This is a genomic window from Methylobacterium sp. Leaf399 (assembly GCF_001424525.1).
In the GTDB taxonomy this organism is placed as follows: Bacteria; Pseudomonadota; Alphaproteobacteria; order Rhizobiales; family Beijerinckiaceae; genus Methylobacterium.
Window position 1 is genome coordinate 878525 of sequence record NZ_LMQK01000001.1, and the last position, 25667, is coordinate 904191.

The window sequence follows — 25667 nt, forward strand, 5'->3', positions numbered from 1 at the left end:
CTCTCCTTTCGCGGAAGGGACTGCGTCATCGTTCGGTGCGCGGGCCGAGGGTGGCTTCGCCGGCCGGTGCGGCCTTGGTGGCGGAAGCCGGGCCGTTGCCGGAGGCCGGCTTGGCGCCGCCCTCCTGCCAGCGTCCCTGCGCCTTGAGGGCGTCGGCGACCTCGCGCGGCATGTAGGATTCGTCGTGCTTGGCGAGCACGGTGTCGGCCTTGAAGATGCCGCCGGGGATCAGCGTTCCCTCGGCGACGACGCCCTGGCCCTCGCGGAACAGGTCCGGGAGCAGGCCGCGATACTGCACCGCCACCGTGGCGTTGGTGTCGGTGACCGTGAAGTCGACGGTCTGGTCCGGCCCGCGCTTCAGGGTCCCGTCCTGCACGAGGCCGCCGAGGCGGAACCGGGTGCCGGGGGCGACGCCGTTCTGCGCGACCTCGGTGGGCGAGCGGAAGAACACGATCGACCCGCTCATGGCCGACAGGATCAGGCCCAGCGCGAGGGCGAGCACGCCGCCGCACACGGCAATCATGATCAGGCGGCGGCTCTTTCGGGTCACGTTGTCGTCCCGTGCTGTTTCAGGCTCGCCTGGTCGATCTTGCCGGAGCGCTGCGGAGCGTCGCCGCCGCGCCCCGTCCATCTTTGTCTTTGGCGTAACACCGATGTCGACCGCCGGGCCGCGAGGGTCAAGGCCCGCGGGCGGGACCGATTGTCAGGGGGTGGTGGCCTGACGCGGCTCGGACCCGTGCAACTCGAGCTCCTTGGCGAGGAGATCGAGGCGTCCCACCGAGGACGGATCGGGGCTCAGCGCCATGCGCGCGCGGTCGAGGGCCTGGGCGGCCTGCTTGCGCTCGCCCAGCGCCGCGTAGGAGCGCACCAGCCGCAACCAGTCGTCGAGGCTGCCGCCCTTGGCCGCGAGGCGCCGATCGAGGGCGGCGACCATGCCGCGGATGGCCGCGTCGCGCTCGGCCGCCGGCATCGCCTTGACCGCGGCGATGGCGGCCTCCGTGTCGGCATTGGCCGCGGGTGCGCCGGGGGCCTGCGAGGCCTTGCCGGGAGCGCCGTTGGCGGGCGACGCCTTCTCCGGCGAGGGTCTGCCCGGCGGTGCGGGTTTGGCAAGGTCGAGTTCGTTCGCCAGGGCTTCGACCCGGGCGAGGCCGTCGGCGTCCTGCGCCAGGCCGGCGCGGGCGCGGGCCAGGGCGGCCACCGCCTTCTCGCGCTCGCCCAGCACCCCGTAGGAGCGCAGCAGCCGCACCCATTCCTCGGCGGTGCCGCCCTTGGCGGCGAGGCGCTGGTCGAGGCCGTCGACCATGCCGCGGATGGCCGCGTCCCGGGCCTCGGGCGGCATCGCCTGGGGCGAGGCCGCCGGCGGCGAGGTCGACGGGGGAACCGCCGCCGTCGCGGCGGGGGACGACGGGGCCGGCTCGCCCTTCAGGCGGGCGAGGTTCTCGCGCACCAGGGGCAGCCACGAGGCGTCGGCCGGCGCGCTCTCGATCATCTGGGTGAGCCGGTCGACGGCGCCGGGCACGTCGCCGCTCAGCTCGGCCGCGCGGGCGAGGTAGAACCGGGGCTTGGGGGCGGCGGGGTCGAGGCCGGCCGCCCGTTCGAAGACGGCGCGGGACTCGGGCGAGATCGCACCGTTGCCGGCGGCCACCATGGCCTCGCCGAGGTCGGAGAGCCGGTCGGGCGTCTCGCCGAGGATGCGGTTGGCCATCTCGTAGGCGCGCACCGCGTCGTCGAACCGGCCCATGCGCATGTAGACCGGGGCGAGCACCTGCCAGCCGCGGCCGTCCTTGGGGTCGCTGGCGAGGCGCGCCTCGATCTGGCCGACGGCCTTCAGGAGGTCCTGGTCGCCGGTCCGCCCGGCCTGGCGCTCGGCGGCGGTCTGGGCCGGCAGGTGCGGCGACCCGTAGATGCCGTAGGCGATCAGCGCCACCAGAGGAATGGTCGAGAGCGCGAAGGCGGAGGCCGCCCGGCGCTGGCGCAGGGCCGGTTCGGCGATGCCGCCGGCGGCCTTGGGGCCTCCGTCGCGGTTGGCGCGCAGCAGCCGGCGCGCCGCCTCGGTGCGGGCGGCCTCGGCTTCGGCCGGTGCGATCAGGCCGCGCGCGAGGTCGCGGTCGATCTCGCGCAGCTGGTCCTCGTAGAAGCCGGTCTGGGTCGCCAGGGCGTCTCCCTCGGGAGAGCCGGCGACCGCCCTCGTTCGGCGGGACATCGGCCAGAGCAGGCTAAGCACGGCAAGTCCCGTCATGAACGCCAGAATGAACCAAATCGCCGTCATCACACCCCGGTCGTTCGCGAGACTAAACTAGATAAAGGCGCCGGTCCGCACGACCTGACCGCACGGTGACACGGTGTCACGTAACCGCCAACGGTCAAGCATGGCTCGACGAGGCCGGCGCGTCGCCGGGCACCTCGATCACCGCCCTCAGGCCGCCGAGCCCCGCCTCCTCCAGGCGGAAGCGGCCCCGGTAGAGGGTGGCGAGGTCGGCCACGATCGAGAGGCCGAGGCCCGAGCCGGGCTTGGTCTCGTCGAGGCGCCGGCCGCGCCCGATCACCGCCTTGCGATCGTCGGGCGACAGACCGGGGCCGTCGTCCTCCACCGCCACGAGGAGGTGGGGATAGGCGTCCTGGTCCACCGCCTCGGCGCGGATCGAGACCCGGCCTTCCGCCCATTTCGAGGCGTTGTCGACGAGGTTGCCCACCATCTCCTCGAAATCCTGGCGCTCGCCGCGAAAGCGCAGGCCCGGCGGCACGCTGACCTCGTAGGCGATGTCCTTGTCGCGGTAGATCTTGCCGAAGGTGCGCACCAGGGCCGCCAGCGCCGGCTCGACCTCGGTGGAGGTGCCGAGCGTGCCGGCCAGAGCCGCGGCGCGGGCGCGGTCGAGGTGGTAGTTGACCTGGTCGCGCATGATCGCGGCCTGCTCGCGGATCTTGGCGGCGATGTCGTCGGGCGCCTCGCTCGAGCCGACCTCGTTGACGATGATCGAGAGCGGCGTCTTCAGGGCGTGCGCCAGGTTGCCGACCTGGGTGCGGGCGCGCTCGAGGATCTCGCGGTTCGTCTCGATGAGCAGGTTCACCTCCCCCGTGAGCGGGGCGATGTCGCGCGGGTACTCGCCGCCGATGCGGTCGGACTCGCCCCGGCGGATCGCGCCGAGCGCATGGCGCAGCTTGGCCAGGGGGGCGAGGCCGAACCGGATCTGCAGGAGGGTGGTGAGCGCCAGCGACAGGCCGAGCAGGCCGAAGGTGACGACCAGGGAGAAGCGGAAGCGGCCGACGTCGTTCTCGATCTCGTCGGCGGGGCCGGCCACCCGCACGGTGTAGCGCCCCTCCTCGCCGAGATCGACGTCGCGCTCGATGATGCGCAGGGCGCGCTCGTCCTGGGCCCGGCCGTAGCCCTGGCGGATCTGGCCGACGCCGGCGGTGGAATCGGGCCGGCCGGCGGGCTTCAGGGGCACGCCGACCAGGGAGCGCGAGGTGCGCAGGTCGCGCGGCTTGGCGTCCGGCCGCCCGATCTGCCAGTACCAGCCCGACAGCGGCAGGTCGAAGCGCGGGTCGCTCAGCGTGAAGGAGCGGCTCTCGGGGTCGCTCGGCGCCACGAGGTCGGTGGCGAGGTTGTTGGCATAGACCAGGAGCCGGCTGTCGAAGGCGCGCTCGGTGTTTTCGCGGTAGAGCGTCGTGAGGATCCAGGCGGCGATCAGCAGGATCGCCGAACTCGCCAGCAGCGCCGAGGTGGCCAGGCGCACCGCGATGGAGCGCCGCTTGAGCGAGAACAGGGTGAGCGACAGGGCCATCCGGTCTTCCCAGGGCCTCCCAGCGGCCGGTGCTGCATCGTCCGGTGTCGCCTGGACCCGTGCGTGGTGCGCACCCATAGCGGAACGATCCCGCACCGACGAGCCCGGATGGGCCCTCAGGGTGCGCCGGGCGGCAGTGCGCGATACCGTTCGACCATCTGCGCCAGTCCCTCGTCGAGGTCGCGGCCCGGCGCCACCCCGAGTTCGCCGCGCAACCGCGCGACGTCGGCCTCGATCACGGCGGGGTCGCCCGGCGGCAGGGCCCGTTCGCCGAACCCGATGAGGTCGGCCCGGCCGGTCAGCGCCCCGATGCGCGCCAGGATCTCGCGCACCGGCACGGCGCGGCCCGATCCGACGTTGACCGGGCCTTCGAGGGCGGCGGCGAGGAGGGCGGCCAGCGCCTCGGCGGCGTCGTCGACGTGCAGGAAGTCGCGCCGCTGCAGGCCCTCGGTGGTGGGGATGCGCTCGCCGGCCAGGAGCCGGCGGATGGTGTCGCCGACCAGGCGGCCGGGCTGCTCGCCGGGGCCGTAGAGATAGAACAGCCGGCCCCAGGCGAAGGACAGGCCGGCCTCCCGCGCATAGGCCGCCAGGACGCGGCGCAGGCCGTCCTTGGCCGCCCCGTAGAGGGTGGCCGGCCGGCACGGGGTTCGGCTCTCAGACAGGCGCTCGGACCCCCATTCGTATTCGGCGCAGGTGCCCGCCGCCACGAGGCGACGGCCGCCGGCCTCGGCGAAGGCCTGGGCGAGGTCGAGGCTGGCCCCGACCCAGTCGAGGTTCTTCGGCGAGGTCCAATACGCCCCCGGCTCGGCGTACCAGGCGAGGTGCAGGAGGTGGGTCGGGCGGATGTCGGCCACCACCGCCCGGCGCTGGGCGGCATCGAGGAGATCGATCCGATGGCCGACGACGCCGGCAAGATCGACCGGATCCGGCCCGGCCGCGTGGACGGTAAAGCCGCGCCGCACCAGCAGCGGCAGCACCGACCGGCCGACGAAGCCCGATCCGCCCGTGACGAGGACGCGCCCGGTCACGGGGCCACCCAGTCGGGGTAGGCGAGGTCGCGGGGGGAGATGACGCTCACGGGCTCGGGCCAGGTCACGCGGATCGACGGGTCGTTCCAGCGCAGGCCCTGGGCGCTGGCGGCGACGTAAGGCACGTCGATCATGTAGAGGACCTCGGTTTCGTCGCGCAGGGCCTGGAAACCGTGGGCGAGGCCGGGGGGGATGTAGAGGGCGTGGCGGTTGCCCGCCGTCAGCTCGAGGCCGACGCTCTCGAGATAGGTCGGCGAACCGGGCCGCAGGTCGACGATCACGTCGTGGATCGCGCCCGCCGTGCAGCGCACGAGCTTGGTCTCGGCATGGGGCGGGACCGCGTAGTGCAGGCCGCGCACCGTCCCGCGCCTGGCGTTGTAGGACACGCTCGACTGGGCGAAGGCGCCGACCAGCCCGTGGGCGGCGAAGGTCTCGGCGCAGGCGGTGCGCGCGAAGAACCCGCGCTCGTCGGTCGCCGGCTCGGGCACGATGCGATAGGCCCCCGCCAGGGACAGCGCCTCGATCCGCATGCGGCTCAGGTCACGCTCAGGCGCGGGATCGCGGTCACGAAGCGACCGCCCCAGGCCCGGATGGCGGCCATCTGCTCCATCACCTCGTCGCGCAGGTTCCAGGGCAGGATCAGGACGTAGTCCGGCCGCCGCGCCAGCAGCGCCTCCGGCGAAACGATCGGGATGCGGCTGCCCGGCAGCAGCATGCCCTGCTTGTGCGGCGAGCGGTCGGCGACCGCGCCCACCAGTTCGGGGCCGATGCCGCAGTAGTTGAGGAAGGTGTTGCCCTTGGCCGCCGCGCCGTAGCCCAGCACGGTCTTGCCCTCGCGCCGCGCGGTGGCGAGGAAGGTCAGGGTCTCGCATTTGATGTCGATCACCGCCTCGGCGAAGGCGTCGTAGCCCGAGGCGTCGAACAGGCCGGCCGCGCGCTCGTCGGCCAGGACGCGCGCGACCGCGGGGCTCGCCGGATGGGCCGCGGCCGCATGGCAGGCGAAGACCCGCAGCGAGCCGCCGTGGGTCGGCCATTCCTCCACGTCGAACACCCGCAGGCCGCTGCGCGCGGCCAGATCCGCCACGACGCCCAGCGACAGGTACGAGAAGTGCTCGTGGTAGATCGTGTCGAACTGGCGCTCGGCGATCATCCGCAGGAGGTGCGGGAACTCGAAGGTCGCCACGCCGTCGGGCTTCAGGAGCGTCCGGAACCCGGTGAGGAAGCCGTGGAGGTCGGGCACATGCGCCAGCACGTTGTTGGCGGCGATGAGGTCCGCCTCGTGGCCGGCCGCCTTCAGGCGCGCGGCGGTCGCCTGCCCGAAGAAGGCGACCTCGGTGGGCACGCCGCGGTCCACCGCCGCCCTGGCGACGTTGGCGGCGGGCTCGACGCCGAGCACCGGGATGCCGGCGGCGACGAAGTATTGCAGCAGGTAGCCGTCGTTGCTGGCGACCTCGACGACCTTGGACCGGGCGGTCAGGCCCAGGCGGGCCTGCATCGCCCGGGCGTAGCGCTCGGCATGGGCGAGCCAGCCGGCGGAGAACCCCGAGAAATAGGCGTAGTCGGAGAAGATCGCCTCGGGCGTCTCGAACTCCTCGAGCTGGACGAGGAAGCAGGCCTCGCACAGGTAGGCCCGCAGGGGATGCACCCTCTCGCCGCGCCCCGCCGCATCGGCCGGCACGTAGGCGTTGGCGAGCGGCGACAGGCCGAGGTCGACCACGGTCCGGGTCAGGGGTGCGCCGCAGCCGCGGCAGTGGAGGCCGCTCATGAGCCGGCTCCGGCGGGAGCGCCGAGCGCCTCGTAATCGGCGATCTGGCCCTGCATCAGATCGAGGGCCGGGCGCCCGCCGGCGTCCTCCCGATACCAGCGCGCGGTCCAGTCCAGGGCCGTGTCCAGCGACAGGCGCCGGTCCCAGCCGAGCCCGGCCCGCGCCTTGGCGGAATCGACCTTGAGGGTGCCGGCCTCGTGGGGGTGCCCGGCCGTCGACACGTGCCAGGCCGCGCCCTCGCCCCAGCTCGCGGCCAACCGGTCGGCGATGGCCGAGACCGGTCGGCAATCCTCGTCCGCCGGCCCGAAGTTCCAGGCTTGCGCAAAGTGCCCGCCCTCGTCGCCGGCGAGCGCCTCGGCGAGGCGCAGGTAGCCGCTCAAGGGTTCGAGGACGTGCTGCCAGGGGCGGATCGCCCGGGGCGAGCGGATCTCCACCGATGCGCCCCGCGCAAAGCCGCGCATGATGTCCGGGATCAGGCGGTCGGGGGAGCGGTCGCCGCCGCCGATGACGTTGCCCGCCCGCGCGGTGCCGATCCGGGCCGGGTGGGCGCCGTTCGCGAAGAACGAGGCGCGGTAGGCGGCCGTGACCAGTTCGGCGCAGGCCTTCGAGGCGCTGTAGGGGTCGTGACCGCCCAAGGAGTCCGTCTCGCGATAGGCATGGGGCCACTCGCGGTTCTCGTAGGCCTTGTCGCTCGTCACCACCACCACGGCCCGCACGGTCGGACAGCTCCGGACGGCGTCGAGGAGGTTGACGGTCCCCATCACGTTGGTGCCGAAGGTGCCGACCGGGTCGCCGTAGGAGGGCCGCACCAGGGCCTGGGCCGCCATGTGGAGGACGACCTCGGGCCGCGCCGCCTCGAGGCAGGCCGCCACCGCCGCGCGGTCGCGGATGTCGACGAGGTGCGACGCGGCCGGGGGGAAGCCGATCGCCTCGAAGAGATGGGGCGTCGGCTCGGGGGCGAGGGCGAGCCCGGTCACCCGGGCCCCGAGACGGGCGAGCCACACGCTGAGCCAGGCGCCCTTGAAGCCGGTATGACCGGTCAGGACCACGCGGCGCCCGGACCAGAAGGCGGGGTCGGGGTTCGAGGCGGCGGGACGGTGGATCACTGGCAACCGCACGATGCTCCGGCTGGTTCGTCCGACCCGCCTCGCAGAGCCGGTCTCCAAAAATCGACCTCTAGAGCATCGGCTCGAAAAGAGGAGCCCGGTTCTCGCTGCGGTGCCGAAAAAGACCGGCGCCGACGGCGGTGCCGAGACGTTCAAGACTTCGTGAGGGGCTACCAAAGCTTCCAGGGGGCCGCACCCTGGGTCCACAACGCTTCGAGGTGGTTCTTGTCGCGCAGGGTGTCCATCGCGTGCCAGAACCCGTCATGGACGTAGGCCGACAACTGGTCCTCCCGCGCCAGGGTCTCCAGCGGGCCCTTCTCCCAGACGGTGGTGTCGCCCTCGATGAGGTCGATCACCTTGGGCGAGAGCACGAAGAAGCCGCCGTTGATCGCCACACCGTCGCCCACCGGCTTCTCGCGGAACCGGCGCACGCCGCCCCGGTCGAGCTCCAGGGCGCCGAAACGGCCCGGCGGCAGCACCGCCGTCAGCGTCGCCAGCCGCCCGCGCTCCCTGTGATAGGCGGCGAGCGCCGTGAGGTCCACGTCGGAGACCCCGTCGCCGTAGGTCATGAAGAAGTCCTCGTCCCCGAGGTAGTCCCGCACCCGTTTGAGGCGGCCGCCGGTCATCGTCTCCGGGCCCGTCTCGATCAGCGAGATGCGCCAGTTCTCGGCCTTCGAGCGATGGAAATCGATCTTCCCGCGGCCGATGTCGATGGTGACGTCGCTCAGGTGGAGGCGGTAGTTAAGAAAAAATTCCTTGATCATGTAGCCCTTGTAACCCAGGCAGATCACGAAGTCGGTCGTGCCGTGGGCCGCGAAGATCTGCATGATGTGCCAGAGGATCGGCCGTCCCCCGATCTCGACCATGGGCTTGGGCCGCACCACCGTCTCCTCGGACAGCCGCGTCCCGAGACCGCCCGCGAGGATGACGGCCTTCACGATGCCGCCTCCCGGGCTGCCAGCCTGTCGGTGTCCAAGGACGCGGTCGTCGAGCGGTTCAAAGGCGAAACTCCGTCGTCTGAGCGAGATGTCGGGTCGGGATGCCCCGATGGCCGCCCGTCGAACGCCGGGTGCGAAGGGGTTGTCGAGGACACGGCCGGTATCGGCCGGGTCCCGTGTGAGGCGTTGTACAGTGGCTCGCTCTCCTCGCGCGGCCGATTCGACGCTCCTTGCCGCATCGAATGCATCGCCTGCCTGTTTGATTGCTTCGGGCGGGATTCGTCAACGCTGTGGCGAACCCTGGCCGGCACCGATCGTTCCGTTCGCGCCGGCGCGCCGGTCACAGCCCCTCGACGGAGGCCCTGAAGCTCTTGAAGATCGTGTCGAGGTCGGCCGCATAGGTCGTCTCGCCTTCGGGCGAGGCCCAGATGCTCACCAGCAACTCGCGCTTGGTCGTGTCCTTGGGGGCCACGGAGATGTAGCGCAGGATCGTCCGCTTGCCCTCGTAGGTGGCCGGATAGTCCGTCGTCTTGACGACGTAGGTCGGGAAATCCTTCTCCTGGGAGGCGCCCTGGCCGGTGATCGCGACGCCCTGCTTCTTGAAGTAGGCGTTGTGCTCGTCGAGCAGCGTCTTGAACTGCGCCGGACGGTAGCTCTCGAACCAGACGAAGACCTCGTCGTCGGCGGTCTTGGCCTGGATGCCGCGGTCGATCTTCGAGGCCTTCCAGGCGGCGGGGACGTCGACGGTCACGGGCGGATTGCCGGGCGTCACCGTCACCGGCTTGGCGTCCGCCGGGAGCCCGGCGAGGATCGTCAGGAGGGCGGCGGCGGCGGCCCGCATCGGCCATGTCGATCTCATGTGCTTCACTCCCCCGTCGGCGATGCCGGCCTGTCTAAGGGAGGACGCCGCCGGGCGCATCCCGATTGTCTCGTCCGACCGTCCCAAAAGTCGACGGCGCCCCCGCAAGGGGTGCCGGCCGCGCGTCAGACCCGCTGGGCGGGATGGTTGGGGTCGACGAGGTAGCCGAGCCCCCGCACGGTCTGGATCAGGTCCACCGCCAGCTTCTTGCGCAGGCGGCCGACGAAGACCTCGATGGTGTTGGAATCGCGGTCGAAGTCCTGGTCGTAGAGGTGCTCGGTCAGTTCCGCCCGCGAGACCACCCGGCCGGTGTGGTGCATCAGGTAGGACAGCAGCCGGTATTCGTGGCTCGTGAGCTTGACCGGGTTGCCGTCGACGAACACCCGGCCGGACCGGGTGTCGAGGACCACCGGGCCGCAGGCGATCTGGCTGGTGGCGTGCCCGGCCGCCCGCCGCAGCAGGGCGCGGACCCGCGCCATCAGCTCCTCCATGTGGAAGGGCTTGGTGACGTAGTCGTCGGCGCCCGCGTCGAAGCCGTCGACCTTGTCGCTCCAGCGGTCGCGGGCGGTGAGGATGATGACGGGCGTCTTGATGCCGGCCCGGCGCCACTTCTGCAGGACGCTGACGCCGTCGGCCTTGGGCAGGCCCATGTCGAGGATGATGGCGTCGTAGGGCTCGCTCTCGCCGAGATAGCCGCCCTCCTCGCCGTCGAAGGCCTTGTCGGCGACGTAGCCGGCCTCCTCCAGGGCGTTCACCACCTGCCGGTTGATGTCGCGATCGTCCTCGACGACGAGCAGTCTCACCGCGAAGTCCTCCCCAAGTCCGTCATGTCATGTCCGGTCCGTCAACGCCCGGTGATCTGTCCGGTCGTGGCGTCGACCATCACGTGCACGAACTGCCCGTCCCGGCGCAAGGCCGTGAGCAGGTAGACGAGGCCGTCGTCGTGACGGCACAGGCGGGCGCGCTGGATCTCGGCGCGCGGGATCACCTGCCTGGCGGCGCGGATCGCGGCGACGGGCTCGATCACCCGCTTGTCGGCGAGCGCCTCGCGCATGTCGGCCGGGCTGAGGCAGGATTCGGTGCGCGGCATCGCCTGGACAGGGATGGTGCCGACCACCGGCGCGGCGGATTCCTCGGCCCACGTCTCGCCGGGTTCCGTCGCGAGAACCGCGACGGTCAGGCCGGCGAACAACAGGGCGAGGACGTAACGCATGGCGATGGCAGTGCCCCCCGGGCACTGAATGCGCCCTGAATGCGAATGGAGCCGGGGGACGCAGCGTCCCAGGTTCCGGGTCGCCCGTCAAAGGCGCCCGGCCTCCGAGGCGAGCCGGTCGGCGGCGGCACGCAGGGTGGCGCTCACCGCCACCTGCCGGTCGACCTCGTCGAGGGCCGCCTCGCGCAGGGCGGCGATGGAGCGCTCGAAGCGCCGCTGCGCGAGCCCGAAGCGGAGCACCGCGGCCCGGCGACGGCCCCGTGCGGTCTCGGGGCGGGAACGACGGAGGAGGTCGCGCATGGCAGGTGTCCTTCGAGGCGGGTCCGCGGGTCGCGCGGATCAGGGGCGGGTGCGCTGCTGGAGGTCGCCGATCCGGCGCAGGATCTCGTCGAAGCGGTCGCGGGCGCGCTCGTCGCTGCGGTCGACCCCGCGGGCGATCTCGCCGGCCAGCCGCGACAGGTCCTCGACCACCCGGCTGCGGCTCTCCAGGGCGGCGGCAACGGCGGCGTTGGTCTGCGAGGCCCGTTCGAGGGCGGCGGCGGTGGTGCCGGTCTCGCCGATCCGCGCCTCGTGGACGCGCTGGACCTCGCGGTGGAGGTGGAGGCAGGCGAGGCCGAGGAGGAACGCCACGAGCCAGCCGGCCCCGCCCTCGCTCAGGAGCAGGCGGGCGGCGTCGAGGGCGGCCTTGCCGAGGGCGATCTTGTCCACGCCGGCCTCCCCGTGTCGTCAGGGCATCGGGTCGGCCGGCCGCGTGCGCTTCGCCAGGGCCTCGTCGAGGGCCGGCACGAGGGTGTTGGCCGCGGTGGCCCGCGCATCGAGGGGCAGGCTGCGAAACACCTTCTCGGCGAGGCCGGCCGGGCCGCCGGCCGCACCCATCAGCCAGGCCGGGGCCTCGTCGTGGCCGCGCCGGACCGCCCGCGCGATCACCGCCGTGCCGATCGGCACGTCGAGGGTGCGCCCGCGCGCGGCCCCGGCCACGGCGTTCACCGCGTAGTCGGCGACGTTGGTCACGAGGCGCTCGACCAGGGCCGCGGTGACGAGGAGGCGCAAGGGGCCGGCGATCCGCGCCGCGGCGGCCGTGGCGGCGGCGATCGCCAGGGGCAGGAGCAGGCTCGTGAGGCCCTGCGCCAGGGCGACGACGGCGTCGCCCCAGGGCAGGGCGAGGCTCGTCGCCGGGTCCGCCCGGGCGGAACCGGTGTCGAGGACGAGGGCGAGCAGGGCCGTTCCGAGGAGGGCGTGTGGCGCGCGGTATCGCAGCATGGCGTCGGTCCTTCGAGAGGGTGAGGGAAGCGGGGTCAGGCGCCGGGGCGCAGGCGGGCGAGGAGGCGGCCCCACAGGCCCTTGGATTCCTCGGGACGTGTGGGTTCCTCGAGAGGCGCCGCCGGCCGTGTCTGCGGGCGTGCGGGGACGAGGTGCGGGGCGCGGGGGATCGGCCGGCGCGCGGGCGGCACGGCGGCGGGCGGGGCCGCGACGGCCGCCTCGCCCCGGCGGGCCGACGGCAGGGCGAGCGCGTAGGGCGTGCGGAACTGGTCGTGCTCGGCCTGGCGGCGGGTGACGATGGAGGCCGGCCGGTTCCACATCAGGATGGCCTCGGCCGCTCCCTCGCGGTCGCCGGCCCTGAGGCGCCGGACCACGGTGGAGCGCAGGAAGGCCGGCTGCCCGATGTTGAAGCAGAGGGAGACGAGGGCGTCGAAGGCGTGCTCGGGCAAGTCCGCGGGCAGGTCCGCTGGCACCGCGCCGCGCACGGTGTCGGCGTAGCGGGCGACGTCGCGGGCAAAGAGCGCGTCGCATTCGGCCGCACTCAGCCTGAGGCCTGGCGTCACCAGGGGCGGCCCGGCCGCGCTGGTGTGCCCGACCCCGATCGTCCAGATCCCGACGGAATCGCGGTAGGCGGAGAGCCGGCGCCCCTCCCGGGCGATGAGCGCGGCGCGGCCGATGGCGCTGAGGTCCATGGATCGTCTCCTGTCGAGGGATCGGGGGCGGCGGTGCGCGGCTTGCGCGGTCCGCCGGAACGGACGGAATGAGAGGGGCCGATGGCGCGATTCGGGATGAGGCTTGGCCGGAAACGGGACGAGCCGGCGGGCGATGGCCGGGAACGGGACGACGAGGCGTGGAAGGACCGCCTCATCGCGCTCGGCCTCTGCCTGGGGGCGGGCCTGACCCTGGTGTGGTGCGCGGTCATCGCCGGCTCGACCTGGTGGCTGGTGGAGCGGATGGGGTTCTAGCGGTCCCGGATCCTGGGCCCGCCCCGGTGCGGTCGCTCACGCCGCCTCGAGGGCCGTGAGCCGCGCCTCGAAGCCCCGGGCCAGGAACAGCAGCAGCTCGTCGCTGCGAAAGCCGTAGCGGTCGCCGGCCCCCGCCCCTGTCCCGGCCGATGCCTCCGGGTCGGGGTCGAGCACGTCGTGGCAGATGAAGCCGAACGCGAAGGGGTCGAGCCCGTGGGCCTCGAGGACGCCGATCGCCTCCTGGACGGTCAGCCCGACGTGGAGCCGCGCGGCCGCTCCCTTGCGGCGGACCGCCTCGAGGAAGCGGAAGGTGCCGATCCGCCTGCCCAGCGCCACCGAGGCCGCGATCTCCGCCGCGGACAGCGGCGCCAGGGGTGATTTCTCGCGGGCGTCGGAGGTGTTGATGGCGCCGGTGGCCGCATAGAGCGTAGCGGTTGGCGGGTCCGCCGAGGTTGAGCGTGTTGTCGGGGCTCGGCAGCCGCGGGGCGTAGTGCGCATCCGTGCCCGCCGTGGCGGTGCCGCCGGCCCTGAGGATGGCGCCGGTGCCGAGCTTGATCGTGTTGTCGTCGCCGTTGTGCGCCGCCACGAGCAGCCAGTTGCTCGGCGCGACGAAGGCCGACGCATAGTTGACGACCCAGAGCGTCACGCTCGAGGCGGTGCCCCCGGGCGGATGCACCGCATAGAGCGCGTCCCACGGGGTGAGGACGATCCCCGTCGGGTCGGCCGTCCGCGCGAGGTTGTCCCAGCACTGCGCCGCCGGGATGTCGGTGGTGGGCTGCGTGATGGCGATGTAGCCGTTCTGGGCGGTGGGCCTGCTCATGGGCATGGCCAGGAACCGCCCCGTCCAGCGCAGGCGCCCGCCCGCCCCGCCCCACGAGACGCTTCCGCCGCCGGACAACGTGGTCTGTGCCTGGCCGTAGTCGTTGGCCGCACCCGTGAGGGTGCCGAGCCCGGTGTCCAGGGTCGAGCGCGGCGTCGCCGTCCCGAGCCCGAGGCGCCCGTTGCTGCCCACCCGCAGGCGCTCGATGCCGCCCGTCGCCACCGCCCAGGCATCCGCGCCGGGGGAAAAGACGCCGGTGTTGGCGTCCCCGGCCGGGGTCAGCGCCGGGGCGGCGGCGGTGCCCGCCACATGCGCCAGGGTGCCGTTCGACCGGTTGACCCTCAGGGCCTCCAGGAACGCGGAGCCGTTGGCCGAGACCTTCACGTGGAGGTCGTCGTCGCCCGTCAGCCCGATCTCGGCCCGGCCGGAGAAGCCGGTCTGCATCAGGAGCGACAGCGTCCGGGCGGCGGCCTCCTTGTTGAGGGTGTAGCGCAGGTCCCCCGTCCCGCCCTCGCCGGTGCCGAGCGCCGTCCACAGCGCGGCGTTGAGCTTGGCCGCGAACGGGTTGCCCGCGTCCGCCGTGGTGCCGACCCCGAGGCGGGCCAGGTTCTGGAACGCGGTCAGGGTCGCGCGAAACCCGATCCAGGCGGTGCCGTCGAAGGTGTAGAGGTCGCCCTCGTCGACGACCCAGCAGAACCAGCCGGCCTTGGGCGCGAACCCGATCCAGGAGCCGTCCTGGTAGCGCACGACCTGGCCCGACAGCCCCGCCCAAGGTCCCGCCGGGCTCGGCGTGACGACGAGGTAGCGGTCGCCCTCGCGCGGGCCGGCGGGCGGCGCGGCCAGGTCCTTGTCGAGGCAGGCGAGCTGCACGAGGCTGTCGAGGGCGGTGAGCGCCTCGTTGTGGGTGACGTGCTTGGAGGCCTGCGCCGCCGCGATCAGCGGCAGCGCGAGGTTGGCCGTGGCCTGCGACATCGGTGGTCTCCTGACAGGATTGCGAAGGGTGGGCTTCGTCAGCCGGCCCTGACCGGCACCAGCGTCCGGGTCGCGGGCCCCCGCCCGGCGACGGTGCCGACCTGCGCCACGGCCACGTCGAGGCGCGTCTGGGGGCCCCCGAAGTCCGCGGCCTCGGCGGCGGCGTCGTAGAGGAGGCTCGCCGTCGTCGCGCCGAGGCTACGCAGGAGGGTGCCCTCCGGCCCGTGGAGGTCGACGACGTAGCTCTCGCCCGGCTCGTCGAAGGGGATCTCGGCCGGCTCCCAGGCGTCCGCGTCGCGCCGGGCCCGGCGCAGCCAGGTCAGCCGCACCCCCTGCGGCGTCCGCCGGGCCCGCAGGTGGACGGGGGCCAGCGGCCGCAGGGCGCCCAGCCCCGCCGTCGCGGTCGCCTCCACGAACGACGGATCGGCCGGATCGCGCGCGGCCGGGCCGATCCGGTAGCGGAACGGGCGGCCGGCCTCGTCGAGGCGCTCGACCAGGGGCACCACCGCGCCGTCGTCGAGGCGCACGATCAGGCTCCCGGCGGCCAGCGGGCGGGCCGCCTGCGCCTCGCTCCCGGCGAGCCCGCGCAGGAGCCGGGTCAGGCGGTAGCGGCCCTGCCCCACGAGCGCGACCCCGGCCGCCGCCAGGATCTCGATGGCCCCGTCGGGACCGCGCAGGGCGAACAGGTTGCCGCCCGCCATGGCCGCCTCCTCGGCGATCGCCGAGAGTGCGCCGGCGTGGCGCAGGGTCACCTCGAGGACGGCGTGCCGGTCGAAGCGCCAGAGCGGTCCGGGCGGCAGCACGCCCAGGGTTTCGCCGAGGCAGGCCGGGTAGTCGACCTGGCCGTGCAGCACGAGAGGGGCGCCTTCGCCCGAGGCGCGCCAGACCGCGACCGCGCCGGGCCACGGGTCGGCGGCCACCGCAAGGTCCTGCAGCGGCGTCGGGCCGCCCCGGTCGACGGGCAGGTCGAGGATCGCCGCATAGGGCCGTCCGGCCAGGAGCGGGGGCGGCCGGTGCGGCCTGACCTCGGCGCGGTCACGCAGCGGGGCGGCGAGGCCACCCGCCGGCACGGCGCGGGTCTCGATGCGCCGCCCGCCCGGATCGTCGGTGATCCGTACGATGCGGTGGCGCGCCGCCGCTCCGGGCAGGGCGAGGAGGTCGCCGGGCTCCAACGTCACCAGGCGCGGGCTCACACCGAAGCGGGCGGTCTCGCGGCCTGCGATGGCGGTGTCGAGGGCCGCCTCGGCGAGCCGCTCGACCGCCTCCCGCCGGGTGACGACGGGGGCTTCCACCCGCGTCTCGCGCCGCCGGCCGCCGGCGGGCCGGACCGCCGCGGCGGTGGCGGTGCGGTACTCGGCGCTCTCGGCGTCGCAGAAACTCACCTCGACCGAGCGCGGCAACTCGCTCTCCTCGGCCCGCACCAGGGACAGGGGTGCCGCCTCCGGCTCGTCGCGGACGAGGTCCGCCTCCGACAGCGCCAGCGGGCTCTCCCGACGCGGCCCGCGGATCGTCAGGATGCCGGCCACCGCCGAGACGTCGAGGCCGTAGACCTGGGCCAGGGGTTCGAGCGCGGCGCGGGCCGACAGCGGCCGGTCGAGGACGTAGCCGTCGAGGAAGGCGTCGGCCGCGATCCGGCGCGGCACCGCCACGCCGAGGTCGTCGAGGACGGCGCCGATCAGCCGGTCGAGTTCCAGCCCCTCGATCCGCCCGGTGATCCAGTGGCCGACCCGCCAGTTGACCGCATCCGCCCACACCGCGTCGAAATCCGGGAAGGCCGGGTAGGGCCGCGCGTCCCAGCACCACACGAACACCCCGGCCGGGTCCACCATCCGCCCGCCGTAGAGGGGCGAGACCGGGTTGTCGGCGGGGTCGAAGCCCGGCAGGGCGGGGTCGAACCGGCTCAGGATCGCGGTGAGGCCGCGGGCCTGGACGAGGTCGTCGCGCGCGCCCGACGAGAACGGCGGGGCGGCGTTCTCGGAGGATTTCGGGTCGGGGAAGACGTTGGGGCCGTTGCTGCCCTTGTCCACCGCCGGCACCCCGATCTCGGTGAGCCAGATCGGTTTGGAGCGCGCCACCCAGGCGGTGGCCCGGGTCTCGAGGCCGCCGTCGCGCTCGATGTGATCGTTCGACCACCACGCGACGAGGTCCTTGGCGCGGTAGATCCAGGGTTTTCCATATGCGCCGTCGGTGATCGGCGTGCGCACCTGCGCGTCCCTGGCGGCCGGCCCGGCATAGAACCAGTCGAACGCCTCGCCCGAACCGAGCCCGCGCTTGAGGTAGGCCGGATCGTGGATCGTGCCCGCCTGCGCCAGATCGGCATGGCCGTCGCCGTCGCGCCAGTCGGACAGGGGCGGATAGTAGTCGATCCCGACGGCGTCGATGGCCGGGTCGGCGAACAGCGCGTCGAGGGGAAAGCGCACGGTCGCGCCCCCCTCCCGGACGTGGGCGCCGTACTCGGTCCAGTCGGCGGCGTAGACGAGCTTGACGCCCGCGCCGAGGCGGGTGCGGACCGCGCCCGCCAGTGCCCGGAACCCCTCCACCGCCGGGTAGCGCCCGGCCTGCGCCCGCACGCGGGTGAGGCCGACGAACTCGCTGCCGACGACAAAGCCGTGCAGGGCGATGCCGTCGCGCAGCCAGGTGGCGGCCAGATCCGCGTAATGCAGGAGGAACCGGCGGTAGCCGTCCGCCCGCTCGAAGAAGGCCGCGACCTCGGTGCCGGCCGTCGCCGTGCCGTCGGGGCTTCCGGGCAGATCGGGCGCGGGCGCGCAGGTGATGCGCCCCCGCCAGGGGTAGGGCGGCTGGCCGGGTGCGGCGGGGTCGCGCGGGTCCGGCAGGGCGTTGCCGGCGGGCACGTCCATCATCACGAAGGGGTAGAGCACCACGTCGAGCCCGCGCCGTCCGAGTTCGGCCACGAGGCGGGTCAGCCCCGCGTCCGAGGGGGTGCCGCCGTAGGCCGGGCCGCCGGTGGGTGCGGTCGAGACCGTCCCGACCGCGCCGCGGGTCAGGCCCGCGACCCGCCAGACGTCGCCGAGAGTGGCCTTGCCCGGGTTGTCGACCTTGGGGCGCACCGTGCAATGGCCGGCGCGCAGGTCGTCGCCGAACCAGCTCGCCACCACCGAGACCCGCTCCAGGCGCGGGCACAGGGCCTGGAGGGCGTCGAGGGAGGCGACGACGTCGGTGGCGCCCTGGAACTGGAAGCGGTTGGCCGGGCGGCTTGCGCCGTAGCCCGCGTCCTCGGTGACGAGGGCGGGATCGAGGCCGAACTCGGTGGAGCCGGGGATGAGGCAGACCGCGCGGATCATGCCGGCCAGGCCATCGACGGGGCGGACCACCTCGAAGGCGAACTGCGGCACCCGGTTGCCGAAGGGGGCCAGATCCAGGCGCTCGAACACGACGTAGGCGAGGCCGCGATAGGCTGGCGCGTCTCCCCCCTCCTTGGCCGCGATCAGCGGGTCGGGCGCCTGGTCCGGTCCGCCCGTGTGCAGGCGGTGGGTCAGCGTGGCGAGGTCGATCTCGCTGCCGTCGGCCCAGACCCGGCGCAGGCCCGCGATCTCGCCCTCGCACAGGCCGACGGCGAGGTTGGCGTAATAGGCATAGGTGGTGGACACGGTCTTCTGCCCGCCGCCACCGCCCTTGGCGCCGGCCGAGGCGCGCGCCACCGTGGTGTTGGGGACCTCGACCGGGCGCGTCGCCCAGATCAGGGTGCCGCCGATCCTGGCGCGGCCATAGACCCGCGGGATCGGCGCGCCCTCGGTGGAGCCGAGCCCGGCCACCTCCGACAGGCGCGGCCCCTCGACGAAGCGCGGACCCGCCCGCGCGCCGAACAGCGCCCCCTCGAGGGCCGACCCGGCCGCCGACCCGACGGCACCGCCGACGATGGCGCCGATCGGCCCGCCGAGCGCGGTGCCCGCCGCCGCGCCGGCCGTCTGCAGGATCAGCGTGGCCATGGCGGGCTCCGGGGGATGGGGCAGATGCGAGCCGACGCCTTGGCCATCCATACAAAATTTTGTATGGATGGCGGGTGACCGACCGATCGAAAAGCGTCGTCTTCGTGGGTACTGCGCTCGACGACCTGCGCGCGTTTCCGCTGACCGCTCGCCGTGAGGCCGGTTATCAAATCGACCGGGTGCAGTCGGGCCGTGACCCGGACGACTGGAAGCCTATGACGTCGATCGGCCCTGGTGCCCGAGAGCTACGGATTCGCGAGGCGAGCGGCGCGTTTCGCGTCGTCTACGTTGCGAAGTTTGCCGATGCGATCTTCGTCCTGCACTGTTTTCGAAAGACGACACAGAAGACCAGTCGCGAGGATCTGGCGCTCGCGACACGCCGATACGGCGAGGCCATCAAAGGAGCCACCCCATGACCGCCAACCGCTATGCGAGCGTCTGGGACGCGATCGAGGACACCCCGGCGCAGGCCGAAAACATGAAGCTACGCGCGGCGCTGATGACGGCGCTCAAGGATCACATAGCCGGCGAAGGATGGAGTCAGGTGCAGGCGGCCAGAATTCTGGGCGTGACGCAGCCGCGGGTGTCGGATCTCCTGCGCGGCAAGATCGATCTGTTCGCGATCGACACCCTCGTGACCATGCTGAGCGCCGCCGGATTGCAGGTGGAGATGACGGTCTGCAAGGCGGCGTAAGACCGTCGTTGGTGGGGTTTCAGGGAAACCGGAACCCATGCGTCAGGTGCCGGCGCCACCAGCGGGTGAGGGCGACCTCCGTCACCGCGGCGCCGTCGTGGGCGTGGATCATCGTGCCCGCACCGGTGGCGATGGCGCAGTGCCGGGCGGGCAGGTGGGCGCGGAAGGCAAACAGCAGCACCGCGCCGGCTTCCGGCTCGGTCCCCGCATCCGGTCGCGGCAGGGGCACGAGGTGGCGCCCGGCCGCCTCCGCGAGGGGATCGCTGCCGCGGGGCGCCGACTCGGCCCAGCTCGCGCCGTAGGGCGGGGCGACCTCGGGCTCGGGGCCGTGGACCTCGCGCCAGACCCCGCGCACCAGCCCGAGGCAGTCGCAGCCGACCCCGATCAGGGAGGCCTGATGCCGATAGGGCGTGCCGATCCAGGCCCGGGCCCGCGCGACGACGCGGTCCGGCAGGCCGGCCTGTGGCAGGGCGATCATCGGAACAGGCTGCCGCCGTCGAGGCCGGGGCCCGAGCCCGGCGCGTGGCGCAGCACGAAGTCGTTGCCCGACATGTGTGGAAAGCCCTGGAAGTTCGGGACGTTGGCGAAGCGGTCGCGGCAGGTCGACAGGCGCTTGTCGCAGCCGGCGGTGAGGACGAAGGCGTCGCCCGTGGCGACCGCCCTGGCCGGAACCTCCCACAGCCAGATCCGGTCGCTGAGGAGGCCGCGCACGTCCGCCGAGGCGCCGGCATTGGACCCCGAACGCCAGGCGAGGCGGCCGCCGTCGAAGCGGCCGTCGTCGGCAGGGGTGGCGAGGGCGACGCCGAGGCCCCCCGCGGTGGCCGGCCCGGTCACGGTTCCGGTGGTGCGCCAGCGCGGATCGGCGAGGTCGATCCGGCAGCGGCGATCGCCGAGGTCGGCGCCGCAGGTGGCCCGGTAGGTCCGGCCGCGCTCGACGTCCAGCGCGTGCATCAGGCCGCGCAGCTCGGCCACGAAGGCGGCCCCGCTGCGGCGGATTTCGCCGACCGTGCCGACGTCGAGGAGGAGGCGCGTCTGCGGATCGCTCCAGTCCACCAGCCAAGTCTCGACCCCGGCCCCGTCGTAGAGCCCGGCGGCGATGTCGGCCTCGGCGATGCCCGAGGAGCGCAAGGCCCCGGCGACCTCGCCGCCGCCCACCGCGAAACCGAGCTCGGCGCTGGCCTCGGCCGCCTCGAGCCCGGAATGGGCGGCATGGACCAATCCACCGAGCACGAGGTCGCGGTCGTGGTCGGTGAAACCGAGGGTCGCGCCGTCGCGGCGGGTGAGCGACCAGCACCGGCACAGGGTGGTGGCCCCGCCGGCGAGATGCGCAGCGAGGGCGGGGGGAAGCACGCGCATGGTCGTGACCCTCAGGAACGATTCGGATTGACCCTCGGATCGGCCTGAAGTCGCGTCACGGCCAGATCGATGAAGGCGCGCACCTTCGCGGGCGCGCGCCGCCCCTCGACACTCACGACGTGGACCGGCATCGGTCCAGCCTCGGGGTCGTCGAGGACGAGGCGCAGGCGGCCGTCCGCGATCGCGGGCGCGACCTGATAGGACAGGAGCTGCGCGATGCCGTGGCCGGCGAGCGCGGCCGCGAGGGCCGAATCGATGGTGTTGCAGACCAGCCGCGGGCGCGCCGTGGCCGGAACGCCCCGGCCGAGACCGAAGCGCCCGTCCTCTCCCAGGCCGGAACTCGCCGAGCCGATCAGGGCGTGGTGCTGCAGGTCGCGGGCGGTCTCGGGGGTCCCGTGCCGGTCGAGGTAGTCCGGCGACGCGCACAGGATCCGGCGCACGCTGCCGACCCGGATCGCCGCCAGACCGGAATCGGCGAGGTGACCGATGCGGACCCCCACATCCGCGCCCTCGTCGAGCATGGTGATGACGCGGTCGAGGAACAGGGCGCGGGCGCTGACGGCGGGATGGCGCGCGAGGTAGTCGGTGATGACGGGCAGCACGTAGAGGCGGCCGAACTGCACCGGAGCGGTGACGGTCAGGGTGCCCGAGGGTGTGGCGTAGGACCCGGATGCGGCGGCCTCCGCCTCCTCGATGTCCGCCAGGATGCGCCGGCAATCCTCCAGGTAGCGCCCGCCCGCCTCGGTGAGTTTCACCGAGCGGGTGGTCCGCGCCAGAAGACGCGTCCCGATCCGGTCCTCGAGGGCGGCCACCGCCCGGGTCACGGCGGGCGGGCTCATGTGGAGCTGACGCGCGGCGCCCGAAAAGCCGCCGCATTCCGCCACGCGGACGAACACCCGCATCGCCTGCCACCGGTCCATGCCGGCACCTCCCCACCGTCTCGATTGTTCCAATTTGCGCAATAGTCGATTGCGAGGAAAGCCGGTTCTCGCCTGCCCGGGAAAGGGGTTCGATACGGATGCGGCCGGCGCTCTTGGCCGGTTACCGAGGAGACGTCCGATGAAGCTGTTCCATGTCGCCCTGTCCGGGCATGCCCACCGGGCCCGCCTGTTCCTGTCCCTGGTCGGCGCGCCCTGCGAGATCGTCGAGGTCGATCTGGCGAAGGGCGAGCACAAGGCGCCGGACTTCCTCAAGCTCAATGCGTTCGGCCAGGTCCCGGTCCTGGTGGACGGGGCGAACGTGGTTCCCGATTCCAACGCCATCCTGGTCTACCTGGCCAAGCGCCTCGGCCGTACCGACTGGCTGCCGGAGGATGCGTCCGGCGCGGCGCAGGTGCAGCGCTGGCTCTCCGTCGCGGCCGGCCCCATCGCCTTCGGGCCAGCGGCCGCCCGCCTCGTCACGGTGTTCGGCGCATCCTTCGATGCGGCGGAGGTCATCGCCCGGGCTCACCTGATCCTGGGCCGCATCGAGGCCGAACTCGCCGGCCGGTCCTGGATCGCCGCCGACCGTCCCACCATCGCGGACGTCGCCCTCTACAGCTACATCGCCGCCGCGCCCGAGGGGAACGTCGACCTCGCACCCTATGGCGCGGTCCGCACCTGGCTCGCCCGCATCGAGGCCCTGCCCGGCTTCGTGCCGTTTGCGCGAACGCGCGCCGGCCTGCGTGCCGCCTGACGCTCAGGCCTCGTCCGGGAGTTCCCCATGTCCTTCTCAGAATACATGCCTCTCTCAGAACATCCGCCCGCCTTGCCCTGGCATCCGGGCGAAGTCGCCCTCCAGGCGAACCTCGGCGTCGCCGAACGGATGGCCGAGATCGGCCCCCGCGTGATCCGCGACCACCTGATCGACCAGCATCGCGCATTCTACGCCCACTTGCCGTTCGTGGTGCTGGGGGCGGTCGATCCGGCCGGCGATGTCTGGGCGACCCTTCGGACCGGGCGACCGGGCTTCCTCGAGGCGACCGATCCGGCCCATCTGCGGGTGCGGGCGGTTGCCGAGCCCGGCGACCCCGCCGAGGCGGGGCTGTCGGACGGCGCCGCGATCGGTCTCCTCGGGATCGATCTCGCCACGCGGCGGCGCAACCGCCTGAACGGCCTCCTGGAGCGGACCGGACCGGACGGCTTCGCCATCCGGGTGCAGCAGAGCTTCGGCAATTGCCCGCAATACATCCGCGTGCGCGCCAACCCGCACCCGATCGCGGTGTCGGCGCCGGCCGTTCCCGAGGTGTCTGATCGCCTTGACGAGCGCGCCCGCGCGCTCGTCGTGCAGGCCGAGACCGTCTTCGTCGCCAGCTACGCCGAGGGCGGGGACGGGACACGGCAGGTCGACGTCTCGCATCGCGGCGGGCCCGCCGGCTTCGTCCGGGTCGGTGCCGATGGCGCGCTCACGGTCCCCGACTATTCCGGCAACCGGTTCTTCAACACGCTGGGAAACATGCTCGCCAATCCGCGCGCCGGGCTCGTCGTCATCGATTTTGCCGGCGGCGACCTCTTGCAGATGACGGGGCGCGCGACGGTGGCCCTCGACGCCGAGGAGATCGCGGATTTCCCGGGCGCCGAGCGGCTTTGGCGCTTCGAGCCCCGCACGGTGATCCGACGCGCGGGCGCATGGCCGCTGCGGTTCGACGAGCCGGCCGTCTCCTCTACGGCACGATCTCGATGAGCGGCACCCGCGGGATCTCGCCGGCCGTGAAGGCCGAGAGGTCGACCGTGAGGTCGTCGGTGTCGAAGCGGACGGGCACGTCGAAGGCGAATCCCGCCGTCACCGCCGCGCCCGCCGCCGGCACCGCGTCGGCGGCGAAGGTGAGCCGGCCGGTGGCGGCGTCGCAAGTGACCTTCGCGGCGGGCACCGTCACCCCCGCCACCGCGACGCGCACGCTCTCGGCCACCGGCTTGGCGATGACACGGCGGTAGGGCAGCGGGCCGGTGCCGTAGGTCTTGGCGAGCTGGAACACCCGCGTCGTCCCGTCGCCGGTGCCCAGCGGCTGGTCGGTGGCCGAGACCGCCTTCGAGGGTGGTCCGGAGAGGTGGTCGACCCGGTCGCGGTAGCGGAAGCCGTAGAGGCGCCCGCGCCGCTCCTCGAAGAAGCCCAGCACCGCATGCAGCGCATCGAGGCTGCGGATGCCTAAGCCCGCGTCGTAGCGCCGGCGCGAATCGGCCCAGCGGCCGTTGCGGTGCTCGGCGCCCGAGGCCAGGGTGACGATCTCGGTGAGCCGGCGCGGGCCGCCGCTGCCGCGCAGGGCCACGTCAAGGGGAAAACGGACCTCGTGGAAGTCGCTCGGCATCGGTCGGTCTCCGTGATGGACGAGGCTCGCCTCATCCCATTTCCGGCTGATCACTTCGTGATGCGGACATGGGCTTCGCTCAGGCGCCGCGCGGGCTTGGTGATACGGTTCCCGCTCGATTCAAGCGGCAAACCGTATCAGAGCCCGCGCCGGCCCCGCGCCACCGCCCGCGCCAGGGTGGCGGCGACCTGCGCCTCCGAGCGGCGGAAGCCGGCCACGTCCGGCGTCGTGATGTTGACGGTGACGCTCGGCCCCCCGCCCGGTGCCGCCGCGACCCCGAGGCGGCCGTCGCCGCCCCGGCGCAGGGGCAGGATCGCCTCCGGCCCGGCCTCGCCCATCAGGCCGGTGCCGCCCTGCATCGGGAAGTAGGTGGGCGCGGCCACGATCCCGCCGCTCGCGAAGGGCCGCACCCGCCCCTGCGCGATCACCCCGCCTCGGGCGAGCGCCGTGGTCTCCTGGGTGGCCCCGGCGTTGATGAGGCTCTTCACGAGGCCGGTCACGCCCGCCTTCACCGGTGCCGCGATCGCCCGGCCGGCGAGGCCCGCGAGCCTGGCGCCGATGGTGGCGAGCACCCCGTCGAGCTGGCGCCCGCCGCTGACGTTGACCGACAGGGCCCTGGCGAGGCTCTGGCCGAATTTTTGGGAGAGTTTGTCGAGGGTTTCCAGCTGCCTGGCGCGGCCGGCCAGGCTGCGGTCGGTGTCGGTCTCGGGCATGGCGGCTTTCCGGATCAGCTCGGGTCGGGATGGGCGGCGATGAGCCTGTCGAGGTCGGCCCGGCTCATGGGGCTCGCGCGGCGGGAAAACCCGGCGGCGGCGGCGAGTTCGCGCGGGGTCGCGGCCCAGACGTCGGCGGGGCGCCAGCGCAGGTCGTGGAGGGCCAGGGCCAGCACGTCGTCCCACGGGAAGGCGGAGGGTGGCGTACCCTCCGGCCCCTGCCCGCCCGTGGTCAGGGAGGGTCCGGCGGTTCGGCCCCGAAGGCGGCCGCGAGCACGTCGCCCAGCGCCGTGACGATGGGTTCGAGGCCGCCGGCCAGGGGCAGGGCGGCCACCGCCGCGTCGTCGAGGGGGTGGCCGCCCCCGCGCAGAGCCGCGCCCAGGAGCGCGATGAGGTCGCGGCTGGCCAGGCGCCCGCCCGCGAAGCGGTCGGCCAGGCCGGCGAGGTCGCCGGCCTGGAGAGCGTCCTCGAGGTCGGCCAGGGCCCCGAGGGTGAGGCACAGGGTGTAGCGCGTGTCGGCGATGACGAGGGGCACCTCGCCGCGGCGGCGGTTGGCCATCACGCGGCCACGAAGGCGAGGGCACCGCCCGAATCGAGGGCGATGTCGAAGGTCACCTCGCCGGCATGGTCGCCGCGGTATTCGAGGGCGGTGATCTGGAACGGGCCGGTGACGGTGCCGAAGTCCGGCACCACGATCTGCCAGGCCTCGATGGTGCCCTCGAAGAACACCTGGCGCAGCCGCGCGTCCGAGGCCCCGTCGCGAAACACGCCCGAGCCCGAGATCGCGGCGCGGCGCACGCCGGCTCCGGCCAGCAGCTCGCGCCAGCGCCCGGTGGATTCGGCGCAGGTGATGTCCACGGTCTCGGCGTTGAAGGCGATCTGGCGGGCGCGCAGGCCGGCGACGGCGGTGAAACCGGCGCCCTCCGCGATGCGCAGGAGGAGGTCCTTGCCTTTCTGGGCGGTCAT

Annotated in this window: 30 protein-coding genes and 1 pseudogene; 5 read left to right on the top strand and 26 right to left on the bottom strand. The window is 73.4% G+C overall.

The window, feature by feature from the left end; genetic code table 11:
* Window positions 1-25 precede the first annotated feature (25 nt).
* The 15 genes from ccmE to ASG40_RS04065 all read right to left on the bottom strand — a co-directional run bounded on the left by ccmE (window position 26) and on the right by ASG40_RS04065 (window position 12643).
* Window positions 26-550, bottom strand: a complete 525-nt coding sequence (gene ccmE / locus ASG40_RS03995) for a cytochrome c maturation protein CcmE (protein WP_055880747.1) — start codon at window positions 548-550, stop codon at window positions 26-28.
* 153 nt (window positions 551-703) lie between these two features.
* Window positions 704-2269 (bottom strand): c-type cytochrome biogenesis protein CcmI, encoded by a 1566-nt coding sequence (ccmI, locus tag ASG40_RS04000; protein WP_055880749.1) that lies wholly within the window; start codon window positions 2267-2269, stop codon window positions 704-706.
* 94 nt (window positions 2270-2363) lie between these two features.
* Window positions 2364-3782 (bottom strand): sensor histidine kinase, encoded by a 1419-nt coding sequence (locus tag ASG40_RS04005; RefSeq protein WP_055880752.1) that lies wholly within the window; start codon window positions 3780-3782, stop codon window positions 2364-2366.
* Window positions 3783-3898: 116 nt separating this feature from the next.
* Entirely contained in the window at window positions 3899-4810 is a 912-nt protein-coding gene (locus tag ASG40_RS04010) for an NAD-dependent epimerase/dehydratase family protein (protein ID WP_055880755.1), read from the bottom strand.
* On the bottom strand, window positions 4807-5340 hold the full coding sequence (locus tag ASG40_RS04015) for a dTDP-4-dehydrorhamnose 3,5-epimerase family protein (RefSeq protein WP_055880757.1): 534 nt from the start codon (window positions 5338-5340) through the stop codon (window positions 4807-4809). The genes ASG40_RS04010 and ASG40_RS04015 overlap by 4 nt, the downstream gene beginning before the upstream one ends.
* Before the next feature lie 5 nt (window positions 5341-5345).
* Window positions 5346-6575, bottom strand: coding sequence for a class I SAM-dependent methyltransferase (locus tag ASG40_RS04020; protein WP_055880760.1), 1230 nt, complete (start codon window positions 6573-6575; stop codon window positions 5346-5348).
* Window positions 6572-7687, bottom strand: coding sequence for a CDP-glucose 4,6-dehydratase (rfbG, locus tag ASG40_RS04025; protein ID WP_244480514.1), 1116 nt, complete (start codon window positions 7685-7687; stop codon window positions 6572-6574). Before rfbG ends, ASG40_RS04020 begins: the two co-directional genes overlap by 4 nt.
* A 164-nt stretch (window positions 7688-7851) precedes the next feature.
* Complete coding sequence (gene rfbF, locus ASG40_RS04030) at window positions 7852-8619, bottom strand: glucose-1-phosphate cytidylyltransferase (protein WP_055880763.1); 768 nt, start codon at window positions 8617-8619, stop codon at window positions 7852-7854.
* A 340-nt stretch (window positions 8620-8959) separates the two neighbouring features.
* On the bottom strand, window positions 8960-9478 hold the full coding sequence (locus ASG40_RS04035) for a hypothetical protein (protein WP_055880765.1): 519 nt from the start codon (window positions 9476-9478) through the stop codon (window positions 8960-8962).
* Between the two features lie 125 nt (window positions 9479-9603).
* Entirely contained in the window at window positions 9604-10281 is a 678-nt protein-coding gene (locus ASG40_RS04040) for a response regulator transcription factor (RefSeq protein WP_055880767.1), read from the bottom strand.
* 41 nt (window positions 10282-10322) lie between these two features.
* Window positions 10323-10691, bottom strand: a complete 369-nt coding sequence (locus ASG40_RS04045; RefSeq protein WP_055880770.1) for a PepSY domain-containing protein — start codon at window positions 10689-10691, stop codon at window positions 10323-10325.
* Window positions 10692-10778: 87 nt separating this feature from the next.
* Window positions 10779-10991 (bottom strand): hypothetical protein, encoded by a 213-nt coding sequence (locus ASG40_RS04050; protein WP_055880772.1) that lies wholly within the window; start codon window positions 10989-10991, stop codon window positions 10779-10781.
* 39 nt (window positions 10992-11030) lie between these two features.
* Window positions 11031-11399, bottom strand: coding sequence for a hypothetical protein (locus ASG40_RS04055; protein WP_244472243.1), 369 nt, complete (start codon window positions 11397-11399; stop codon window positions 11031-11033).
* An 18-nt stretch (window positions 11400-11417) separates the two neighbouring features.
* Window positions 11418-11951 carry a hypothetical protein gene (locus ASG40_RS04060; protein WP_055880776.1) on the bottom strand — a complete coding sequence of 178 codons (534 nt, stop codon included), beginning with the start codon at window positions 11949-11951 and terminating at the stop codon, window positions 11418-11420.
* A gap of 35 nt (window positions 11952-11986) precedes the next feature.
* A complete protein-coding gene (locus tag ASG40_RS04065; RefSeq protein ID WP_055880779.1) occupies window positions 11987-12643 on the bottom strand; it encodes a lysozyme in 657 nt (218 codons plus the stop codon).
* Window positions 12644-12724: 81 nt separating this feature from the next.
* Here ASG40_RS04065 and ASG40_RS20205 point away from each other — a divergent pair, with 81 nt between their 5' ends.
* Entirely contained in the window at window positions 12725-12916 is a 192-nt protein-coding gene (locus tag ASG40_RS20205; protein WP_056280981.1) for a hypothetical protein, read from the top strand.
* 36 nt (window positions 12917-12952) lie between these two features.
* Here ASG40_RS20205 and ASG40_RS22485 read toward each other — a convergent pair whose 3' ends face one another.
* The 3 genes and pseudogenes from ASG40_RS22485 to ASG40_RS04075 form a co-directional block, all read right to left on the bottom strand.
* A complete protein-coding gene (locus tag ASG40_RS22485) occupies window positions 12953-13540 on the bottom strand; it encodes a tail fiber domain-containing protein (RefSeq protein ID WP_443136581.1) in 588 nt (195 codons plus the stop codon).
* 850 nt (window positions 13541-14390) lie between these two features.
* Window positions 14391-14708, bottom strand: a pseudogene (locus ASG40_RS22490) (DUF2793 domain-containing protein); the annotation flags it as partial.
* A 38-nt stretch (window positions 14709-14746) separates the two neighbouring features.
* Complete coding sequence (locus ASG40_RS04075) at window positions 14747-18655, bottom strand: baseplate multidomain protein megatron (protein ID WP_055881318.1); 3909 nt, start codon at window positions 18653-18655, stop codon at window positions 14747-14749.
* Between the two features lie 74 nt (window positions 18656-18729).
* Between ASG40_RS04075 and ASG40_RS04080 the strand changes: the two genes are divergently transcribed.
* Window positions 18730-19071, top strand: a complete 342-nt coding sequence (locus ASG40_RS04080; protein ID WP_055880785.1) for a type II toxin-antitoxin system RelE/ParE family toxin — start codon at window positions 18730-18732, stop codon at window positions 19069-19071.
* Entirely contained in the window at window positions 19068-19349 is a 282-nt protein-coding gene (locus ASG40_RS04085; RefSeq protein ID WP_055880788.1) for a helix-turn-helix domain-containing protein, read from the top strand. The genes ASG40_RS04080 and ASG40_RS04085 overlap by 4 nt, the downstream gene beginning before the upstream one ends.
* Window positions 19350-19368: 19 nt before the next feature.
* Here ASG40_RS04085 and ASG40_RS04090 read toward each other — a convergent pair whose 3' ends face one another.
* From ASG40_RS04090 to ASG40_RS04100, 3 genes are read right to left on the bottom strand one after another with little or no spacing between them, the layout of a single operon-like run.
* Window positions 19369-19827 (bottom strand): NlpC/P60 family protein, encoded by a 459-nt coding sequence (locus tag ASG40_RS04090; RefSeq protein WP_055880790.1) that lies wholly within the window; start codon window positions 19825-19827, stop codon window positions 19369-19371.
* Complete coding sequence (locus ASG40_RS04095; protein ID WP_055880794.1) at window positions 19824-20705, bottom strand: DUF2163 domain-containing protein; 882 nt, start codon at window positions 20703-20705, stop codon at window positions 19824-19826. Before ASG40_RS04095 ends, ASG40_RS04090 begins: the two co-directional genes overlap by 4 nt.
* 11 nt (window positions 20706-20716) lie before the next feature.
* The gene (locus ASG40_RS04100) at window positions 20717-21625 is read right to left on the bottom strand and encodes a LysR family transcriptional regulator (RefSeq protein ID WP_055880798.1); all 909 of its coding nucleotides are present in this window, start codon (window positions 21623-21625) and stop codon (window positions 20717-20719) included.
* Window positions 21626-21764: 139 nt separating this feature from the next.
* Between ASG40_RS04100 and ASG40_RS04105 the strand changes: the two genes are divergently transcribed.
* Both ASG40_RS04105 and ASG40_RS04110 read left to right on the top strand, forming a co-directional pair.
* Window positions 21765-22379 carry a glutathione S-transferase family protein gene (locus ASG40_RS04105; RefSeq protein WP_055880802.1) on the top strand — a complete coding sequence of 205 codons (615 nt, stop codon included), beginning with the start codon at window positions 21765-21767 and terminating at the stop codon, window positions 22377-22379.
* Window positions 22380-22406: 27 nt separating this feature from the next.
* Window positions 22407-23366, top strand: coding sequence for a pyridoxamine 5'-phosphate oxidase family protein (locus ASG40_RS04110; protein ID WP_244480515.1), 960 nt, complete (start codon window positions 22407-22409; stop codon window positions 23364-23366).
* Here the strand turns inward: ASG40_RS04110 and ASG40_RS04115 are convergent.
* The 5 genes from ASG40_RS04115 to ASG40_RS04135 form a co-directional block, all read right to left on the bottom strand.
* Window positions 23347-23988 carry a DUF2460 domain-containing protein gene (locus ASG40_RS04115; protein ID WP_055880806.1) on the bottom strand — a complete coding sequence of 214 codons (642 nt, stop codon included), beginning with the start codon at window positions 23986-23988 and terminating at the stop codon, window positions 23347-23349. The genes ASG40_RS04110 and ASG40_RS04115 overlap by 20 nt on opposite strands.
* A 137-nt stretch (window positions 23989-24125) precedes the next feature.
* The gene (locus ASG40_RS04120) at window positions 24126-24701 is read right to left on the bottom strand and encodes a phage tail tape measure protein (RefSeq protein ID WP_055880809.1); all 576 of its coding nucleotides are present in this window, start codon (window positions 24699-24701) and stop codon (window positions 24126-24128) included.
* A gap of 14 nt (window positions 24702-24715) precedes the next feature.
* Entirely contained in the window at window positions 24716-24937 is a 222-nt protein-coding gene (locus ASG40_RS04125) for a phage tail assembly chaperone (protein ID WP_055881324.1), read from the bottom strand.
* On the bottom strand, window positions 24934-25260 hold the full coding sequence (locus ASG40_RS04130) for a gene transfer agent family protein (RefSeq protein ID WP_055880812.1): 327 nt from the start codon (window positions 25258-25260) through the stop codon (window positions 24934-24936). The genes ASG40_RS04125 and ASG40_RS04130 overlap by 4 nt, the downstream gene beginning before the upstream one ends.
* The gene (locus tag ASG40_RS04135) at window positions 25260-25667 is read right to left on the bottom strand and encodes a phage major tail protein, TP901-1 family (RefSeq protein WP_055880815.1); all 408 of its coding nucleotides are present in this window, start codon (window positions 25665-25667) and stop codon (window positions 25260-25262) included. Before ASG40_RS04135 ends, ASG40_RS04130 begins: the two co-directional genes overlap by 1 nt.

Excerpts from the sequence above, each read along its gene's own strand:
- ASG40_RS04050 (WP_055880772.1), bottom strand. The coding sequence starts at position 10,991 with ATGCGCGACCTCCTCCGTCGTTCCCGCCCCGAGACCGCACGGGGCCGT.
- ASG40_RS20205 (WP_056280981.1), top strand. The coding sequence starts at position 12,725 with ATGGCGCGATTCGGGATGAGGCTTGGCCGGAAACGGGACGAGCCGGCG.
- ASG40_RS04135 (WP_055880815.1), bottom strand. The coding sequence starts at position 25,667 with ATGACCGCCCAGAAAGGCAAGGACCTCCTCCTGCGCATCGCGGAGGGC.
- ASG40_RS04120 (WP_055880809.1), bottom strand. The coding sequence starts at position 24,701 with ATGCCCGAGACCGACACCGACCGCAGCCTGGCCGGCCGCGCCAGGCAG.
- ASG40_RS04110 (WP_244480515.1), top strand. The coding sequence starts at position 22,407 with ATGTCCTTCTCAGAATACATGCCTCTCTCAGAACATCCGCCCGCCTTG.
- ASG40_RS04060 (WP_055880776.1), bottom strand. The coding sequence starts at position 11,951 with ATGCTGCGATACCGCGCGCCACACGCCCTCCTCGGAACGGCCCTGCTC.
- ASG40_RS04130 (WP_055880812.1), bottom strand. The coding sequence starts at position 25,260 with ATGGCCAACCGCCGCCGCGGCGAGGTGCCCCTCGTCATCGCCGACACG.
- ASG40_RS04090 (WP_055880790.1), bottom strand. The coding sequence starts at position 19,827 with ATGATCGCCCTGCCACAGGCCGGCCTGCCGGACCGCGTCGTCGCGCGG.
- ASG40_RS04085 (WP_055880788.1), top strand. The coding sequence starts at position 19,068 with ATGACCGCCAACCGCTATGCGAGCGTCTGGGACGCGATCGAGGACACC.
- ASG40_RS04005 (WP_055880752.1), bottom strand. The coding sequence starts at position 3,782 with ATGGCCCTGTCGCTCACCCTGTTCTCGCTCAAGCGGCGCTCCATCGCG.
- ASG40_RS22485 (WP_443136581.1), bottom strand. The coding sequence starts at position 13,540 with ATGCGTCGGCCTTCGTCGCGCCGAGCAACTGGCTGCTCGTGGCGGCGC.
- ASG40_RS04105 (WP_055880802.1), top strand. The coding sequence starts at position 21,765 with ATGAAGCTGTTCCATGTCGCCCTGTCCGGGCATGCCCACCGGGCCCGC.
- ASG40_RS04075 (WP_055881318.1), bottom strand. The coding sequence starts at position 18,655 with ATGGCCACGCTGATCCTGCAGACGGCCGGCGCGGCGGCGGGCACCGCG.
- ASG40_RS04065 (WP_055880779.1), bottom strand. The coding sequence starts at position 12,643 with ATGGACCTCAGCGCCATCGGCCGCGCCGCGCTCATCGCCCGGGAGGGG.
- ASG40_RS04015 (WP_055880757.1), bottom strand. The coding sequence starts at position 5,340 with ATGCGGATCGAGGCGCTGTCCCTGGCGGGGGCCTATCGCATCGTGCCC.
- ASG40_RS04115 (WP_055880806.1), bottom strand. The coding sequence starts at position 23,988 with ATGCCGAGCGACTTCCACGAGGTCCGTTTTCCCCTTGACGTGGCCCTG.
- ASG40_RS04095 (WP_055880794.1), bottom strand. The coding sequence starts at position 20,705 with ATGCGCGTGCTTCCCCCCGCCCTCGCTGCGCATCTCGCCGGCGGGGCC.
- ASG40_RS04045 (WP_055880770.1), bottom strand. The coding sequence starts at position 10,691 with ATGCGTTACGTCCTCGCCCTGTTGTTCGCCGGCCTGACCGTCGCGGTT.
- ccmI (WP_055880749.1), bottom strand. The coding sequence starts at position 2,269 with ATGACGGCGATTTGGTTCATTCTGGCGTTCATGACGGGACTTGCCGTG.
- ASG40_RS04020 (WP_055880760.1), bottom strand. The coding sequence starts at position 6,575 with ATGAGCGGCCTCCACTGCCGCGGCTGCGGCGCACCCCTGACCCGGACC.
- ASG40_RS04100 (WP_055880798.1), bottom strand. The coding sequence starts at position 21,625 with ATGGACCGGTGGCAGGCGATGCGGGTGTTCGTCCGCGTGGCGGAATGC.
- ASG40_RS04035 (WP_055880765.1), bottom strand. The coding sequence starts at position 9,478 with ATGAGATCGACATGGCCGATGCGGGCCGCCGCCGCCGCCCTCCTGACG.